Raw genomic sequence first — 16,489 nt, forward strand, 5'->3', positions numbered from 1 at the left:
CGTTGATTTTGTTCTCATTCAACCCGGCTAAAGGCTAAAGAATCTCTGACATGTGGATGCCCGACGGCAAAAACCTCGCATCAGACGCCGGCACCGGCACGCGACGAGCGGCGGTCACGGGGGCCTGGAAGCGGTGATGGCAGCAGATTTCTCGGCGCCGGCGCTGATGCGCTCCAACCGGCATTTGCGGCTCGACACCCTCGTGCGCCTGCGCTGGCTCGCCATCGTCGGGCAGAGCGTCGCGGTGGCGGGGGTGCATTTCGGCCTCGGCTTTCCGCTGCCCTTCGGCTGGTGCTTCGGCGTCATCGCGATCTCGGCCTGGCTCAATATCGGGCTCAGGGTGCGCTTTCCGCTGAGCCATCGCCTCGCGGACGGGCCGGCGACGGCACTGCTCGCCTTCGACATCGTCCAGCTCGCGGCCCTGCTCTACATGACCGGCGGGCTGCAGAATCCCTTCGCCATCCTGTTCCTGGCGCCGGTGCTGATCTCGGCGACGGCGCTGCCGACGCAGCGCACGCTCGTCCTCGGCGTGCTCGCCGTCGGGCTGGCGACGCTGCTCAGCCGCTTCCACATGCCCTTGCCCTGGTCGGGGCCGGACCGGCCGATCCTGCCCGCCTACTACCAGGGCGGAACCTGGGTGGCGCTGGTGCTGGGGCTCGCCTTCACCGGCATCTATGCCTGGCGCGTCGCCAAGGAGGCGCGCGACCTCTCCGACGCGCTGGCGGCCACCGAGCTCGTGCTGGCGCGCGAGCAGCATCTCTCGCAGCTCGACGGGCTCGCCGCGGCGGCGGCGCACGAGCTCGGCACGCCGCTCGGCACGATCGCGCTGGTGGCGCGGGAGCTGACCCGTCTCGCCCCGCCGGACGGCGAGATGGCGGAGGACATCGCCCTGCTGCGCGAGCAGGTCGAGCGCTGCCGCGGCATCCTGGCCAAGCTCTCCAGCCTGCAGGACGAGGATGCCGGCCCGCTCGACCAGCTCACCTTGCGCCTGCTGATCGAGGAGGCGGCCGGCCCGCAGCGCCCCTTCGGCGTGCCCTTCGAGATCACCCTGCAGGGCGAGAAGCCGGAGCCTGTCTGCCGGCGCAATCCCGGCATGATCTACGGCCTCGGCAACATCGTCGACAATGCCGTCGACTTCGCCCGCTCGACGGTGTCGATCCAGGCCGGATGGAGCACCAGCCATGTCACCCTGACCATCGCCGATGACGGGCCGGGCTTCCCGCCCGACGTGCTGATGCGCGCCGGCGAGCCCTATCTCTCGCGCGGCGCCGGCGAGAACCGCGCCGGCGGGGGGCTCGGCCTCGGGCTGTTCATCGCCAAGACGCTGCTCGAGCGCGGCGGCGCCACGCTCGAATTCTCGAACCGGCCGGCGCCGGAGAGCGGCGCCTCGATCCGGATCGTCTGGCCCCGCGCGGTCTTCGAAGCCCAGCCTCCCGCCCTCGGGGGTACCGACGGCGCGCCATCCGCGCTACATGAGAGGAGTTGAGCGCCTGCCGCCAGGCCGGCCTCGACCCGAACCACCCCGGAAACCGCGCAACCGCAGCGCGCATGGACAAGCGGCAAGGAGATGACGATGCAGGGCGTCGAGAACGCAAGCGAAGGACCCGGACCGGGAGACGACATGTCCCTGCTGCTGGTCGACGACGACAAGCCGTTCCTGACCCGCCTCGCCCGCGCCATGGAAGGCCGCGGCTACAGCGTGCGCACCGCCGACAGCGTCGCGGCCGGGCTCGCGGCGCTGGAGGAGGCCGCCCCCGCCTTCGCCGTCATCGACCTGCGCCTCGGAGACGGCAACGGGCTCGACGTCATCGCAAGGCTGAAAGAGCGCCGGCCGGATGCGCGCGGCGTCGTGCTGACCGGCTACGGCAACATCGCCACCGCCGTCAGCGCCGTGAAGCTCGGCGCCTTCGACTTCCTGGCCAAGCCGGCCGATGCCGACGAGATCCATGCCGCGCTCGCCGCCGCCCGCGACGCCCGCCCCTCGCCGCCGGAAAACCCGATGTCGGCCGACCGGGTGCGCTGGGAGCATATCCAGCGGGTCTACGAGCTGTGCAACCGCAACGTCTCCGAGACGGCGCGCCGCCTCGGCATGCACCGGCGCACCCTGCAGCGCATCCTGGCCAAGCGCGCTCCGCGCTGAGGCCCCGAAGGGCGCCGGCAAGCCGCCTTTTCGCCCGCGCTCCGGCTCCCGCGGCGGAGATCGACGCCGCGCAGCCGCGGCGCGGTCACGGGCCCGGCGGATCCTCGCTCTGCGCCAGCCGCCCCGCCGCCAGCCTGGCGAAGGCGATGGTCAGCATCTTGCGCCGGGCCGGCGCGAGCGGATGGCGCGGCGGCTCGCGCAGCACTTCGCCGCCATAGGCGTCGGCGACGATCAGCCCGACATCCTCCGGCAGGATCTCGCGCGGGAACTCCGGCGCGACCGCGAAGAGGAAGCCGTCGCAATAATCGCGATAATCCGGCCATTTGCCGTCGACGCGGTAATCGGCGAGGCCGGACTTGACCTCGACCACCCAGAGCTCGCCCGCGGGCGACAGCGCGACGATGTCGCCGCGCCGGCCGTTGGCGAAGGTCATCTCCCTGACGATGGCATAGCCGCGCTCGCGCAGGTGCCGGCTGGCGCCGCGGCAGACGGCGCGGGTGATGTCCGGCCGGGCGGGCGGCGGATTGAGGATGCTGTCGGCGAGCGGCATGGCCTCATGTTCTCTCTTTGTTTCCGACAATGCAAGCCGCGAGGACCGCCGGGCCGGTCAGCCAGCAAGGCAGCCGGGTGCGGCAAGGTGCGTCCATGCACAACTGGAGAACCCGACGTTACGGCTAGTCTCGGGGACGCAGCCCAGCCTATAAGGACTCAAAATACGATAATCGGAAACGTCTCCATGGATGCTCACGGAGCCAGCCTGCCGGGCTCGGCCGATCTCTCCCCGACCGCGCTCGGCCGGCTGGCGCGCCCGCTCGAACGCGCGCTCGGCACCGTCGTCTCGTTCTTCGCCGCCGTCCTCGTCGTCTCGGAGGTCGTCATCCTGGGAGCGGGCGTGACGGCGCGCTACGTCCTGCATACGCCCCTGATCTGGTCGGACGAGCTGGCCTCGATCCTGTTCCTGTGGCTGTCGATGCTGGGGGCGGTGATCGCGCTGCAGCGCGGCGAGCACATGCGCATGACCGGGCTGGTGACGCGGGTGCCGCCGCGGGCGCAGGCGCTGCTCGAGGCTGTCGCGATCACCGCCTCCATCGCCTTCCTGCTGATGATCCTGCCGCATGCGCTGGAATATGCGCAGGAGGAGAACTTCATCGTCACCCCGGCGCTGGAGATCTCCAACGCCTGGCGCGCCGCGGCGCTGCCGGTCGGCATCGGCCTGATGCTCGCCGTCGCGCTCCTACGGCTGGTGCGCTTCGGCTCCTGGAAGCCGGTCTTCGCCGCCGCGGCGCTGACCGCGCTGGTGATCGCCCTGTTCTGGCTGGCGGGGCCGGCGCTGAAGCCGCTCGGCAAGCTCAACCTCCTGGTCTTCTTCGTCGGCGTCGTCGCGCTCAACGTCTTTTCCGGGGTGCCGATCGCCTTCTCCTTCGCGCTCGCCACCTTCGGCTATCTCGCGCTCACCACCTCGACGCCGCTGCTCGTCATGGTCGGCCGGCTCGACGAGGGCATGAGCCATCTCATCCTGCTCGCGGTGCCGCTGTTCATCTTCCTCGGGGCGCTGATCGAGATGACCGGCATGGCCAGGGCGATGATCCAGTTCCTCGCCTCGCTGCTCGGCCATGTCCGCGGCGGGCTCTCCTATGTGCTGATCGGGGCGATGTACCTGGTCTCCGGCATCTCCGGCTCGAAGGTCGCCGACATGGCGGCGATCGCGCCGGTGCTCTTCCCCGAGATGCGCCAGCGCGGCGCCAAGCCCGGGGATCTGGTCGCGCTGCTTTCCGCCACCGGCGCGCAGACCGAGACGATCCCGCCCTCGATCGTGCTGATCACCATCGGCTCGGTCACCGGCGTCTCGATCGCGGCGCTGTTCACCGGCGGCATGCTGCCGGCGGTGGTGCTGGGCGTCGCGCTGTGCTTCGTCGTCTGGTGGCGCTATCGCGGAGAGGATCTCAGCCACGTCGCGCGCCAGCCGAAGCGCGTGATGACCAAGCTCGCGCTGATTGCGGCGCCGGCCATCGCGCTGCCCTTCGTCATCCGCGCCGCCGTGGTCGAGGGCGTGGCCACCGCCACCGAGGTCTCGACCATCGGCATCGCCTATGCGGTGCTGGCCGGGCTCCTGATCTACCGCCAGTTCGACTGGCGCCGGCTGCCGAAAATGCTGGTCGAGACCGCCTCGCTCACCGGGGCGATCATCTTCATCATCGGCGCCGCCACGGCCATGGCCTGGGGCCTGACCCAGTCCGGCTTCTCGCGCGACCTCGCCCAGGCGATGGCCTCGGTGCCCGGCGGGCACTGGGGCTTCCTCGGCATCTCGATCGTCGCCTTCGTGGTGCTCGGCTCGGTGCTGGAAGGCATCCCGGCCATGGTGCTGTTCGGCCCGCTGGTCTTCCCGATCGCCAAGGCCGTCGGCATCCACGAGGTGCACTATGCCATGGTCGTGATCTTCGCCATGGGCATCGGCCTCTTCGCCCCGCCCTTCGGCGTCGGCTATTACGGCGCCTGCGCCATCTCCAAGATCAACCCCGACGAGGGGCTGAAATATATCTGGGGCTACATGCTCGCCCTGCTCCTCGGCCTCCTCGTCGTCGCCGCCGTGCCGTGGTTCTCGATCGGGTTCCTCAAGACCTGAGGCCTGCTGCCGCTTGAGGGCAACGGAGCATTCCGGATGCATCCCCGGGCCCGGCCTGCGGCCGGCCCGGCCGGGGAGCCGGCGATTTGGCACGGCGTCGCCTCCCATGCTCTAAAACTGGAAGAATTCGATTTGCCTCGAGGCCTTCCCGATGACTTTGCGTCTGAGCCGCTTCACCACCCTCGCCCTGTGCGTTCTCGCGGCTCTCATCCTCGTCCCCCTCGCCTTCCGCCATGGCTGGGTCTGGTTTCCGGCCGTCCTCGCCGTGCTGCTCTCGCTGCTCGGCCTGTGGGACCTCGCCCAGCCCGAGCATGCGATCCGCCGCAACTATCCCGTCATCGGGCATATCCGCTGGTTCGCCGAGCTCGTCCGGCCGGAATTGCGCCAGTACCTGTTCGAGGCGGACGAGGAGGCGGCACCGTTCTCGCGCTCGCAGCGCTCGCTGGTCTATCGCCGGGCCAAGGGCCTCGCCGGCGACCATCCCTTCGGCACGCTGCTCGACGTCTATCGCGACGGCTACGAGTTCATCGGCCATTCGAGCCGGCCGGTGCCGGCCTCCGACCCCGCGAGCTTCCGCATCACCATCGGCAACGAGCAGTGCGCCCAGCCCTATTCCGCCTCGATCTTCAACATCTCGGCGATGAGCTTCGGCTCGCTCTCGGCCAACGCCATCCGGGCGCTCAACACCGGCGCGCGCATGGGCGGATTCAGCCACGACACCGGCGAGGGCAGCATCAGCCCCTATCACCGCGAGGGCGGCGGCGACATCGTCTGGGAGGTGGCGAGCGGCTATTTCGGCTGCCGCGACGATGAGGGCCGCTTCGACCCGGAGCGCTTCGCCCGGCAGGCGCGGGAGCCCCAGGTCAAGATGATCGAGATCAAGCTGAGCCAGGGCGCCAAGCCCGGCCATGGCGGCATCCTGCCGGCGCCGAAGGTGACGCCGGAGATCGCGCAGACGCGCGGCGTTCCGGTCGGGCAGGACTGCATCTCGCCGCCGAGCCACAGCGCCTTCTCGACGCCGCTGGAGATGATGGGCTTCATCGCCCGGCTGCGCGAGCTCTCCGGCGGCAAGCCGGTCGGCTTCAAGCTCTGCCTCGGCCATCCCTGGGAGTTCATGGGCATCGTCAAGGCGATGCTGGAGAGCGGCGTGGTGCCCGACTTCATCGTCGTCGACGGCGCCGAAGGCGGCACCGGCGCCGCCCCGGTCGAATTCAGCGACCATATCGGCCTGCCGATGCGCGAAGGCCTGCTCTTCGTCCACAACGTGCTGACCGGCGCCGGCCTGCGCGACAAGGTCAGGATCGGCGCCGCCGGGCGCATCGTCAGCGCCTTCGACATCGCCAGCGTGCTCGCCATCGGCGCCGACTGGGCCAATGCGGCGCGCGGCTTCATGTTCGCGCTGGGCTGCGTGCAGTCGCTGTCCTGCAACACCAATCGCTGCCCGACCGGCGTCGCCACGCAGGACGCCGTGCGCCAGCGCGCGCTGGTCGTGCCCGACAAGGCGCAGCGCGTGCATCGCTTCCACGCCAATACGGTGCAGGCGCTGGCCGACATGCTGGCCGCGGCGGGGCTGAGCCATCCCTCCGATCTCGGCCCGCACCATCTGGTGCGCCGCGTCAGCACCACCGAGATCCGGCTGTTCTCGGACCTCCACGTCTTCCTCGAGGCGGGCGAGCTCGCCGAAGGCCGCTGCGAGCACAGCTTCTACCGCCGCAACTGGGACCTCGCCCGCGCCGACAGCTTCGACCGGGCGGCGTAACCTTATACGACGCGGTCGCGCTCCGGCACCGGCTCGCCGCGCGAGACATGCGCGATGTTGGCGAACATGCGCTTCACGGTCGGCTCGAAGGTGTCGGCGGCCATCGCGGCGAGATGCGGCGTCACCACGAGATTGTCGAGGGTCAGCAATTCGCTGTCGGGCGGCAACGGCTCGACCGCATAGACGTCCATCGCCGCGCCGGCGATGGTGCGCGCCCTGAGCGCCGCGACCAGATCGGCCTCGTTGACGACGCCGCCGCGCGCGACATTGACCAGCACCGCCGTCCTCTTCATCGCCGCGAGAGCATCGGCGTCGATCAGGTTCTCCGTCTCCGGGGTCAGCGGGCAGTGGAGCGAGACGATATCGGCCTCCGCCAGGATCCGCGCCAGCGGCGCGTGCCGGGCGCCGAGCGCCTGCTCCTGCGCCGCGGCAAGCGGCGTGCGCTTGCTGTAGAGGATGCGGCAGCCGAAGCCCGCGAGCAGCCTGGCGAGATTCTGGCCGATGGCGCCGAAGCCGACGATGCCCACCGTCTTGCCGGAGAGGGTGAAGGTGTCTCCCGGCAGCCTGCCGGTGGCCCAGCGCCCCGTCTTCAGCTCCGCATGGCCATAGGCGATGAAGCGCAGCGCCGACAGCATCAGCCCGAGCGCGAATTCGGCGACGGGAAGCGCGTTGGAGCCGGTGGTGCGCGCGACCTGGATGCCGAGCGCCTTCGCCGTGGCGATGTCGATATTGTCGTAGCCGACGCCCCATTTGTGCAGCAGCTTCAGCTTCTTCGCGGCGCGCAGCACCTCGCCCGGGACGGCGACCTGGCCGGAAATGGCATAGTCGGCCTCGGCGATGATCGCCTTCAGATGCTCCTCGCCGCGCTCCGTCCCATGGGTCAGCACGAAGCCGGGCGGCAGCAGCGCTCGCAGGCGCTCGGCGCGCTGCGGCGTCGTCATGTCGAGCAGGACGATGGTCTCGGGCATCAGGGGATTCCGGTCTCGGGCGGTTCGATGCGATGTGGCTCAACCGTTCCGGGCCCGCGAGTCAAGCGCTTCCGGACAGGTCCCGCGCGCGGCGCCGGCCTGGGCGGGCGCCGTAGCCGAAGCAGCCGGCCACCATAGGCCATCGCCTCCGGCGCGGATTGAGCGAGCGCAAAGCCGCGCCCCGCCCGACCGGCTAAGCGGGGCACCCTGCCCGCGGGCGGGCGATGCGGCGAGGGCGGCGATGGATGGCGGCAAGGACACGGCCGGGGGCAGGCGCGACAGGCGGGATTGCGCCGGACATGGACGCATGCGCGCCCGCGCCGCAAGCGGCTTGGCCTGGCCTCGCGCTTCCCGCATGCTAAGAACGATGCCCGCCCACCCCGTTTCCGTCACGCTTCCTTCGGAGATCTAAGATGCGCCGCTCTCGAGCCGTTACGGCAGCATTTCTCGCTGCGCTCGTCCTGCAGGCGCCCGGCGCGCAGGCGCAATCGCGCATCAAGGCGCTGATCGAGAGGCTGCGCGGCGACACGATGCCGGAGGGCATCGTCAAGACCAATGGCCGGATCGAGGCGACCCAGATCGACGTCTCCTCGAAATATGCCGGCCGGCTGGCCGAGGTGAAGGTCAAGGAAGGCGACGAGGTCACCGCCGGCCAGGTGATCGGGCGCATCGTCTCGCCCGAATACGAGGCGCAACTGCGCGCCGCCGAGGCGCAGGTGCTGCGCGCCAGGCAGGCGCTGGCCGAGGCCGAGGCCCTGATCGCCCAGCGCAAGAGCGACCAGATCCTCGCCCGCACCGACGCCCAGCGCGGCAAGGAACTGGTCGCCAAGGGCTATCTCAGCAAGCAGGTCGACGACCAGCGCTCGGCCAAGGCCGACGCCGCCGACGCCGCCCTGCGCGCCGCCGAGGCGCAGCGCGACCAGGCGCGCTTCGCCATCCGGGCCTCGGAAGCCGATGCCGAGCAGATCAAGGCGATCCTGGTCGACCTCGTGCTGGTGGCGCCGCGCAGCGGCCGCGTCCAGTATCAGCTCGCCCGCTCGGGCGAGGTCGTCGCCGCCGGCACGCGCGTCATCACCATCCTCGACCTGTCGGACGTCTACATGACGATCTACCTGCCGGCGGCGCAGGCCGGGCAGCTCGCGCTCGGCGACGAGGCGCGGATCATCCTCGACCCCGTGCCGCAATATGTGATCCCCGCGACGGTCAGCTTCGTCGCCGCCGATGCCCAGTTCACGCCCAAGGCGGTCGAGACCGCCGAGGAGCGCGAGAAGCTGGTCTTCCGCATCAAGCTCCAGCTCGACCGGGAGCTGCTCGCCAAATATCACCGGCAGGTGAAGACCGGCGTGCGCGGCCTCGGCTTCGTGCGCACCGCGCCCAATGCGAAATGGCCCGATTCGCTGGCCGTGAAGCTGCCATGATGCAGGCCGAGCCTGCCGCGCGCCTCGACGCCGTCACGCATCGCTACGGCAGGGTGACCGCCCTCGACGCGCTGACGCTCGCCATCCCGGCCGGCCGGATGATCGGCGTGATCGGACCGGACGGCGTCGGCAAATCGACCTTGCTGGCGCTGATCGCCGGCGTGCGGAGGATCCAGCAGGGCAGCGTCCATGCGCTCGGCGGCGATCTCGGCGTCAAGGCGCAGCGCGAGGCGCGGCGCGGCCGCATCGCCTATATGCCGCAGGGGCTGGGGCGCAATCTCTACCCCACCCTCTCGGTGTTCGAGAACATCGACTTCCATGCCCGCCTCTTCGGCCAGGACGCGGCCGAGCGGCGCGGCCGGATCGACGAGTTGCTGAGGGCGACCGGACTCGACCCGTTCGAGGGCCGCCCGGCCGCCAAGCTCTCCGGCGGCATGAAGCAGAAGCTCTCGCTCTGCTGCGCGCTGATCCACGACCCCGACCTGCTCGTCCTCGACGAGCCGACCACCGGCGTCGACCCGCTGTCGCGCGGCCAGTTCTGGGACCTGATCGACACGATCCGCGCCCGCCGGCCGGGCATGAGCGTCATCGTCGCCACCGCCTATATGGAGGAGGCCGAGCGCTTCGACTGGCTGGTGGCGATGGACGAAGGCAAGGCGATCGCCACCGGCACGCCGGCGGAATTGCGCGAGAAGGCCGGGCAGGCGACGCTCGAGGCCGCCTTCGTGGCGCTGCTGCCCGAAGCCAAGCGGGCCCAGCACCGCGAGGTCGTGCTGCGGCCGCGGACGGCCAGCGACGACGCCACGCCGGCGATCGAGGCCGAGGGGCTGACCCGGCGCTTCGGCGATTTCGTCGCGGTCGACCATGTCAGCTTCCGCATCGGGCGCGGCGAGATCTTCGGCTTCCTCGGCTCGAATGGCTGCGGCAAGTCGACCACGATGAAGATGCTGACCGGCCTGCTGCCGGCGAGCGAGGGCACGGCCAAGCTCTTCGGCCAGCCGCTCGCCGCCGACGACATGGAGACGCGGCGGAACGTCGGCTACATGTCGCAGGCCTTCTCGCTCTACAGCGAGCTGACGGTGCGGCAGAATCTCCTGCTGCATGCCGAACTCTACCATCTGAAGCCGGCCGAGATCCCCGGGCGGATCGCCGAGCTCCTGAGCCGCTTCGACCTCGCGGACGTCGCCGACGAGCGGCCGGAGAGCCTGCCGCTCGGCATCCGCCAGCGCCTGCAGCTCGCCGTCGCCGTGCTGCACCGGCCGGCGATGCTGATCCTCGACGAGCCGACCTCCGGCGTCGACCCGATCGCCCGCGACGCCTTCTGGCGCACGCTGATCGACCTCTCGCGCGACGACGGCGTCACCATCTTCCTCTCGACCCATTTCATGAACGAGGCGGAGCGCTGCGACCGCATCTCCTTCATGCATGCCGGCAAGGTGCTGGCCGTCGGCACGCCGCAGGAGCTGGCGGCGCAGCGTGGCGGCGGCACGCTGGAGGACGCCTTCGTCGCCTATCTCAAGGAGGCCTCCGGGATCGAGGACGCGCCGGAGGAGCCGGTCCCGGCGGCCGCCGAGACGACCCAGCCGGCCGCGCCGGCCCGCCGCTTCGACCCGCGCCGGCTCTGGGCCTGCGCCCGCCGCGAGACCATGGAGCTGCTGCGCGACCCGATCCGGCTGAGCTTCGCCTTCCTCGGCCCGCTGCTGCTGATGCTGGCCTTCGGCTTCGGCATCTCCTTCGACGTCGAGAAGCTGAAATTCGCCGCCTTCGACCAGGACAACTCGATGGAGAGCCGCCAGTTGATCGAGGCCTTCTCCAGCTCGCGCTATTTCGACGAGCAGGCGCCGATCCGCTCGGCCGGGGAGCTGGACCGCCGGATGCGCAGCGGCGAGCTCCAGCTCGCGCTCGAGATCCCGCCCTCCTTCGGCCGCGACCTGATGAGCGGGCGCCTGCCCGAGATGTCGGTCTGGCTCGACGGCGCCATGCCGTTCCGGGCCGAGACGACGCGCGGCTACGTCACCGGGCTGGCGACCCAATACGCGCAGGGCTTCGCCGCCGACCATGCCGCCTCGAGCCACGCGCCCGCCGCCGTCACGGTGGAAACCCGCTTCCGCTACAACCAGGACTTCAAGAGCGCCAATGCGATGGTGCCGAGCGTGATCATGCTGATGCTGATCGTCATCCCGGCGATCATGTCGGCGATCGGCGTCGTCCGCGAGAAGGAGACCGGCTCGATCGCCAATTTCCGCTCGACGCCGATCAGCCGCTTCGAATTCCTGTTCGGCAAGCAACTGCCCTATATCGCCGTGGCGATGGGCAGCTTCGTGATGCTGGTGCTGATCGCGCTGTTCGTCTTCGGCGTGCCGATCAAGGGCTCGGCCTGGGTGCTGGCGCTGGCGACCCTGCTCTACGTCTCCGCGACCACCGGCTTCGGCCAGCTCGTCTCCAGCTTCACCCGCACGCAGGTCTCGGCCGTCTTCGCCACGGCGATCCTGTCGATCATCCCGGCGATCAACTTCTCCGGGCTGATGGTGCCGGTCGCCTCGCTCTCGGGCGGCGGCCGGATCATCGGCATGAGCCTGCCGCCGGCCTGGTACCAGCCGGTCAGCGTCGGCGTCTTCACCAAGGGGCTCGGCGCGGCCGAGCTCTGGCCGAACCTCGCCATGCTCACCTTCTTCTTCCTGCTCTTCCTCGTCGTCGCGCAATTCGCCCTGCGCAAGCAGGAGGCCTGAGATGGCCGGGCTCGTCATCCATCTCCAGAACATCCTGCGGCTGGTGGTCAAGGAGCTGCGCAGCATCCGGGCCGACCCGGTCATGCTGCTGCTGGTGGTCTATGCCTTCAGCTTCGCGGTCTACACGGTCGCCACCGGCGTGAAGCTGGAGGCGCGCGACCTCACCATCGGCATCGTCGACGAGGACCGGTCGGAATTCTCGCGCACCCTGCTCGGCGCCTTCGGCCCGCCGCTGTTCAAGATCTCGAAGCGCATCGCCCCCGGCGAGATCGATTCCGAAATGGATTCCGGCCGCCTCGTCTTCGTGCTGGAGGTGCCGCCGAACTTCCAGGCGGACCTGCAGGCCGGGCGGCAGACCTCGCTGCAGCTCAATATCGACGCGACCGCGATGACCCAGGCCGGCAACGGCGCGGTCTACATCCAGCAGATCGTCGCGCAGGAGATCGCGAATCTGCAGGCCGGGCGCGAGACCACCACGGCCCTGCCGATCAACCTGGTGGTGCGGGCGCGCTTCAACCCCAATCTCGATTCCGGCTGGTTCAGCTCGGTCATGCAGGTGCTCAACAACGTCACCCTGCTGACCATCATCCTGACCGGCGCGGCGCTGATCCGCGAGCGCGAGCAGGGCACGGTCGAGCACCTGCTGGTGATGCCGGTGACGCCGGTCGAGATCATGCTCGCCAAGATGCTGGCCAACACGCTGGTCATCCTGGTCGCGGCGGTCGCCTCGCTCGTCCTCGTCGTCGAGGGCGCGCTCGGCGTGCCGATCGCCGGCTCGCTGCCGCTCTTCGTGCTGGGCACCGCGATCTACGCCTTCACGGTCGCGGCGCTCGGCATCCTGCTCGGCACGCTGGCCACGACGATGGGCCAGTTCGGCCTGCTCGCGATCCCGGTCTTCGTGGTCACGCAGCTTCTCTCCGGCGCGACGACGCCGATGGAGAGCATGCCGGTCTGGCTGCAATGGACGATGCGCACCCTCAGCCCGACGCCGCATTTCGTCGCCTTCTCGCAAGGCGTGCTCTATCGCGGCGCCGGGCTCGACGTGGTCTGGCCGGAGATCGCCAAGATCGCCGCGATCTGCGCGGCCTATTTCGCCTTCGCGCTCGCCCGCTTCCGCAAGGTGATCTTCACATGAGCGCCGCGCCCGACCGTCATGCTCCTGTCGGGATCGCGGCGTCCGGTGGCCCGATGCCGGGCGCGGCCGGAGCCCGCCCACAATTCGACGCAGACACGGCACGCAGGGGCGTGCCGGTGCTTTGGCAGGAGGTTGCGACCCGACCATGACCGCCCGCAAGACGACGGCCGCAGCCGCATCGCCCGGCGCCAGCCGCCCCGCCGAACTCAGCCTGCCCTGGTTCTGGCCGGTCGACGCGGCGCTGCGCCTGACCCAGCGCAATCTCGACTTCCTCTCCCAGGCGGCGAAGATCACCCGGCCGCCGCCGCCGGGCTGGGCGACGCCCAACACGGTCCGGCTCGACCTGCCGACCATGTTCCTGCGCGAATTCGGCACCGCCGCGGCCGGGCGCGTGCCGGTGCTGATCGACGCGCCCTATGCCGGGCACAGCGCGACCATCGCCGATTACGGCAAGGGCCAGAGCCTGGTCGAGACGATGCTCGCCAACGGCATCCCGCATGTCCTCGTCACCGACTGGAAGACGGCGGAGCAGGAGATGCGCTATTTCAGCATCGACACCTATCTCGCCGAGCTGAATGCCGCGATCGACGATCTCGGCGGCGTCGTGCATCTGGTCGGCCTGTGCCAGGGCGGCTGGCTGAGCGCGATGCTGGCCTCGCGCTTCCCGCGCAAGGTCAGGTCCCTGGTGCTGGCGGGCGCCCCGATCGACACCGATGCCGGGGACGGGCCGATCAAGCAGATGGCGCACGACATGCCGCTGAAGAGCTATCGCGACATGGTCCGGCTCGGCCGCGGCCTGATGCCCGGCCGCTTCATGCTCGCCGGCTGGAAGAACATGCATCCGGCCGAGCACTACGTCGAGAAATACGTGCGGCTCTACCAGAACCTCGCCGACCGCAACTATCTCGACCGCACCGAGGCCTTCGCCGCCTGGTACGAGAATCCGCTCAACCTGCCCGGCGTCTATTACCTCCAGGCGATCGAGCAGATCTTCAAGGAGAACCGCTTCGCGAAGGGCGAGTTCGTCGGGCTCGGCCGGCGGCTGGCGCTCAAGGACGTGACCTGCCCGCTCTATCTGCTGGCCGGGGCCGAGGACGACATCACCACCAGCGAGCAGGTCTTCGCGGCCGAAGGGCTGGTCGGGACGCCGCGGAAGCGGATCGAGAAGGCGCTGGTGCCCGGCGGGCATATCGGCTTGTTCATGGGCCGCAAGACGCTGAGCGAGACCTGGCCCGGCATCGTCCGCTGGATCGCCGCACAGGACGGGGCCGCGCCATGACCGCGCTGACCTCCGCCGAATATTTCCAGCTCGTTCTCGGCCGCTGCCGCGACCGCCCGGCCGTGCGGACCGGCGTGGTCCACCCCGTCAAGGCGAATGTCGTCGAGGCGGTGGCCGACGCCGCGAGAGAGCATCTGATCGAGCCGGTCCTGATCGGCCCGGCCGCACGCATCCGCGCCGCCGCGCAAGAGGCCGGCGTCGATATCGCAGCCTGGAAGCTCGTCGACACCGAGCACAGCCATGCGGCGGCGGCGAAGGCCGTCGCGCTGGCTGCAGCCGGCGAGCTCGGCGCTTTGATGAAGGGCTCGCTGCACAGCGACGAACTGCTCGGCGCCGTCGTGCGGGCCGATTCCGGCCTGCGGACCGAAAGGCGAATCTCGCACGCCTTCGTCATGCATATCGAAAGCTACCCCAAGCCCTTCATCATCACCGACGCGGCGGTCAACATCGCCCCCGACCTCGCCGCCAAGGCCGACATCGTCCAGAACGCGATCAATCTCTGGCATGTCGCCCTGAACGGCGCCGAGGAGCTGCCGAAGGTCGCCGTGCTGGCGGCCGTCGAGACGGTCAACCCGCATATGATGGCGACGCTCGACGCCGCCGCCCTGTCGAAGATGGCCGAGCGCGGCCAGATCACCGGGGCGATCGTCGATGGGCCGCTCGCCTTCGACAATGCGATCAGCGCCGCGGCGGCACAGGAGAAGGGCATCGTCTCGCCGGTGGCCGGCCATGCCGACATCCTGCTCGTGCCCGGGATCGAGGCGGGCAACATGCTGGCGAAGCAGCTCACCTTCCTGAGCGGCGCCGACGCGGCCGGCATCGTGCTCGGCGCGCGCGTGCCGATTATCCTGACGAGCCGCGCCGACAATCTGCGGGCGCGCCTGCTCTCCTGCGCCCTGGCGCTGCTGCTCGCCGATGCGCGCCGCGCGGGCCGGATCAAGTGACCGGCCCGCTCCCGCTCAGTAGGTAGCGCGAGCGCCCGACAGGTCGAAGATGCCGCCGGTCGAGAAGGAGCACTCGTCCGAAGACAGCCAGAGCACCATCCGCGCCACTTCCTCGACCTCGACGAAGCGGCCCATCGGAATGCGCGAGAGGATGTCGGCGCGGCGCGCGGCGGAGATCTCCTTCGCCATCGCGGTCTCGGCGGCGGCGGGCGTGACCGCCGTGACGACGATGCCGTCGCGCGCCGTCTCCTTGGCCGTGCTCTTGGTCAGCGCGATCACCCCGGCCTTGGAGGCGGAATAGGCGGCGGCGAGCGCCATGCCCTCCTTGCCCTGGATCGAGGCGATGTTGACGACATGCCCACGCAGCGCATGGCCACCGATGCCCGGGCGCGGCTCCTGCAAACGCATGCGGCCGAGCAGGGCCCGGCTGACGAGATAGGTGCCGAAGAGATTGACCCGCAGCACCGCCTCGAAATTCCGGGGGTCGGTCTCCCAGACCGGCTTCACCTCGCCGAGGATGCCGGCATTGTTGACCAGGATGTCGATGCGGCCATGCGCGGCGAAGGCTGCGGCGGCAGCCTCGTCGACCGCCGCGGGATCGGTGATGTCGACCGGCCGCCGGCCGACGCCCAGCCCGGATGCGGCCGCGTCGAGCGCGCGGGGGTTGGCATCCCAGAGTTCCACCGTGGCGCCGGCGTCGCGCAGCGCCGCGGCGATGCCGCGGCCGAGACCGCCCGCGCCGCCGGTGACGATGGCCCTGCGGCCGGCGAGATCGTAGCGGGCATCCATCAGCCGGCGCTCCAGGCGGTCTTGGTGCGGGTGATCTGGTGACGGTAGAGGCCGAGCGAAGAGGGGCCTTCCCCGCCGATCGCGTCGAGCGCGGCGGGGGACAGCGCTTCTTTGGCCAGCGCGGCGAAATCGGCCTCGTCGCCCCAGCCCTCGAGCAGCAGCACCCGGCGCGGCACGGCGTTGGCAACGCCGCGGGCCTCCTGCTCGGCGGTGGCGACGCCGCTCGCCTCGGCATCGGCGACGAGCCAATGCACGCCGGCGACGCCGGGCCTGTCGAGCAGATCCGGGACGAAGCGGCGCGTCAGCGCCTCGCGATGCTCCCTGTCCCGCCCCTCGGGCACGTCGTAGCGCAAGGTCGCGATCAGCCCGCCCTGGGCCGGGCCGCTGCTGAGCGCGACGCGGCAGATCGAGCGGGCGACCGAGCGGAAATGCCTGACGGCGCTCAGCGTCCAGGGCGTCGGCGCGTTGACGCGGGCGGTGTAGTCCTGGCTCTTCAGGGTCTCGACGCTCAGCGCCTCGTAAAGGTTGAAGAACTCCAGCTCGGCATCGAGCGCGACATAGCGGCGCCCGCGCAGGAAGCCGGGAATGCCGACCCGCTCCGGCATGTGCTCCCGGCCGTGCCAGGCGTAAAACTCGTCGCGCCCCTCCGGCGCGATGTCGTGCCAGATCGCGACCGCCCCCTCGCCCGCCAGACTCATGCGCCCT

Annotated in this window: 13 protein-coding genes; 9 read left to right on the plus strand and 4 right to left on the minus strand. The window is 70.2% G+C overall.

The window, feature by feature from the left end; translation table 11 throughout:
• Positions 1–136 precede the first annotated feature (136 nt).
• Both ACWH43_RS21330 and ACWH43_RS21335 read left to right on the plus strand, forming a co-directional pair.
• Positions 137–1,486 carry an ActS/PrrB/RegB family redox-sensitive histidine kinase gene (locus tag ACWH43_RS21330; protein WP_158444169.1) on the plus strand — a complete coding sequence of 450 codons (1,350 nt, stop codon included), beginning with the start codon at positions 137–139 and terminating at the stop codon, positions 1,484–1,486.
• An 81-nt stretch (positions 1,487–1,567) separates the two neighbouring features.
• Positions 1,568–2,140: an ActR/PrrA/RegA family redox response regulator transcription factor gene (locus tag ACWH43_RS21335; RefSeq protein WP_158444168.1), complete on the plus strand. Its 573-nt coding sequence runs from the start codon at positions 1,568–1,570 to the stop codon at positions 2,138–2,140.
• 85 nt (positions 2,141–2,225) lie between these two features.
• Here ACWH43_RS21335 and mmcB read toward each other — a convergent pair whose 3' ends face one another.
• Entirely contained in the window at positions 2,226–2,690 is a 465-nt protein-coding gene (gene mmcB / locus ACWH43_RS21340) for a DNA repair putative endonuclease MmcB (protein ID WP_158444167.1), read from the minus strand.
• Between the two features lie 186 nt (positions 2,691–2,876).
• Between mmcB and ACWH43_RS21345 the strand changes: the two genes are divergently transcribed.
• Together ACWH43_RS21345 and ACWH43_RS21350 are read left to right on the plus strand one after the other, a co-directional pair.
• Positions 2,877–4,763, plus strand: a complete 1,887-nt coding sequence (locus ACWH43_RS21345; RefSeq protein WP_158444166.1) for a TRAP transporter large permease — start codon at positions 2,877–2,879, stop codon at positions 4,761–4,763.
• Positions 4,764–4,914: 151 nt separating this feature from the next.
• Positions 4,915–6,522, plus strand: coding sequence for an FMN-binding glutamate synthase family protein (locus ACWH43_RS21350; RefSeq protein ID WP_158444165.1), 1,608 nt, complete (start codon positions 4,915–4,917; stop codon positions 6,520–6,522).
• Positions 6,523–6,524: 2 nt separating this feature from the next.
• Here the strand turns inward: ACWH43_RS21350 and ACWH43_RS21355 are convergent, their stop codons facing one another.
• Positions 6,525–7,490, minus strand: coding sequence for a 2-hydroxyacid dehydrogenase (locus ACWH43_RS21355; RefSeq protein WP_158444164.1), 966 nt, complete (start codon positions 7,488–7,490; stop codon positions 6,525–6,527).
• Positions 7,491–7,903: 413 nt separating this feature from the next.
• On the opposite strand from ACWH43_RS21355, the gene ACWH43_RS21360 reads away from it, so the two are divergent.
• The 5 genes from ACWH43_RS21360 to ACWH43_RS21380 all read left to right on the plus strand — a co-directional run bounded on the left by ACWH43_RS21360 (position 7,904) and on the right by ACWH43_RS21380 (position 14,995).
• Positions 7,904–8,908, plus strand: a complete 1,005-nt coding sequence (locus ACWH43_RS21360; protein WP_158444163.1) for an HlyD family secretion protein — start codon at positions 7,904–7,906, stop codon at positions 8,906–8,908.
• On the plus strand, positions 8,905–11,637 hold the full coding sequence (gene rbbA, locus ACWH43_RS21365; protein WP_158444162.1) for a ribosome-associated ATPase/putative transporter RbbA: 2,733 nt from the start codon (positions 8,905–8,907) through the stop codon (positions 11,635–11,637). The genes ACWH43_RS21360 and rbbA overlap by 4 nt, the downstream gene beginning before the upstream one ends.
• Position 11,638: 1 nt before the next feature.
• Complete coding sequence (locus ACWH43_RS21370) at positions 11,639–12,772, plus strand: ABC transporter permease (protein ID WP_158444161.1); 1,134 nt, start codon at positions 11,639–11,641, stop codon at positions 12,770–12,772.
• 145 nt (positions 12,773–12,917) lie between these two features.
• A complete protein-coding gene (locus ACWH43_RS21375; RefSeq protein WP_260349043.1) occupies positions 12,918–14,051 on the plus strand; it encodes an alpha/beta fold hydrolase in 1,134 nt (377 codons plus the stop codon).
• Positions 14,048–14,995, plus strand: a complete 948-nt coding sequence (locus ACWH43_RS21380; protein ID WP_158444159.1) for a bifunctional enoyl-CoA hydratase/phosphate acetyltransferase — start codon at positions 14,048–14,050, stop codon at positions 14,993–14,995. The genes ACWH43_RS21375 and ACWH43_RS21380 overlap by 4 nt, the downstream gene beginning before the upstream one ends.
• Positions 14,996–15,010: 15 nt before the next feature.
• Here ACWH43_RS21380 and ACWH43_RS21385 read toward each other — a convergent pair whose 3' ends face one another.
• Both ACWH43_RS21385 and ACWH43_RS21390 read right to left on the minus strand, forming a co-directional pair.
• Positions 15,011–15,784, minus strand: coding sequence for an SDR family NAD(P)-dependent oxidoreductase (locus tag ACWH43_RS21385; RefSeq protein WP_158444158.1), 774 nt, complete (start codon positions 15,782–15,784; stop codon positions 15,011–15,013).
• A complete protein-coding gene (locus ACWH43_RS21390; protein WP_158444157.1) occupies positions 15,784–16,482 on the minus strand; it encodes a hypothetical protein in 699 nt (232 codons plus the stop codon). Before ACWH43_RS21390 ends, ACWH43_RS21385 begins: the two co-directional genes overlap by 1 nt.
• Positions 16,483–16,489: the final 7 nt, after the last annotated feature.

This window comes from Allobosea minatitlanensis (assembly GCF_964020775.1).

Excerpts from the sequence above, each read along its gene's own strand:
- ACWH43_RS21330 (WP_158444169.1), top strand. The coding sequence starts at position 137 with ATGGCAGCAGATTTCTCGGCGCCGGCGCTGATGCGCTCCAACCGGCAT.
- ACWH43_RS21335 (WP_158444168.1), top strand. The coding sequence starts at position 1,568 with ATGACGATGCAGGGCGTCGAGAACGCAAGCGAAGGACCCGGACCGGGA.
- mmcB (WP_158444167.1), bottom strand. The coding sequence starts at position 2,690 with ATGCCGCTCGCCGACAGCATCCTCAATCCGCCGCCCGCCCGGCCGGAC.
- ACWH43_RS21345 (WP_158444166.1), top strand. The coding sequence starts at position 2,877 with ATGGATGCTCACGGAGCCAGCCTGCCGGGCTCGGCCGATCTCTCCCCG.
- ACWH43_RS21350 (WP_158444165.1), top strand. The coding sequence starts at position 4,915 with ATGACTTTGCGTCTGAGCCGCTTCACCACCCTCGCCCTGTGCGTTCTC.
- ACWH43_RS21355 (WP_158444164.1), bottom strand. The coding sequence starts at position 7,490 with ATGCCCGAGACCATCGTCCTGCTCGACATGACGACGCCGCAGCGCGCC.
- ACWH43_RS21360 (WP_158444163.1), top strand. The coding sequence starts at position 7,904 with ATGCGCCGCTCTCGAGCCGTTACGGCAGCATTTCTCGCTGCGCTCGTC.
- rbbA (WP_158444162.1), top strand. The coding sequence starts at position 8,905 with ATGATGCAGGCCGAGCCTGCCGCGCGCCTCGACGCCGTCACGCATCGC.
- ACWH43_RS21370 (WP_158444161.1), top strand. The coding sequence starts at position 11,639 with ATGGCCGGGCTCGTCATCCATCTCCAGAACATCCTGCGGCTGGTGGTC.
- ACWH43_RS21375 (WP_260349043.1), top strand. The coding sequence starts at position 12,918 with ATGACCGCCCGCAAGACGACGGCCGCAGCCGCATCGCCCGGCGCCAGC.
- ACWH43_RS21380 (WP_158444159.1), top strand. The coding sequence starts at position 14,048 with ATGACCGCGCTGACCTCCGCCGAATATTTCCAGCTCGTTCTCGGCCGC.
- ACWH43_RS21385 (WP_158444158.1), bottom strand. The coding sequence starts at position 15,784 with ATGGATGCCCGCTACGATCTCGCCGGCCGCAGGGCCATCGTCACCGGC.
- ACWH43_RS21390 (WP_158444157.1), bottom strand. The coding sequence starts at position 16,482 with ATGAGTCTGGCGGGCGAGGGGGCGGTCGCGATCTGGCACGACATCGCG.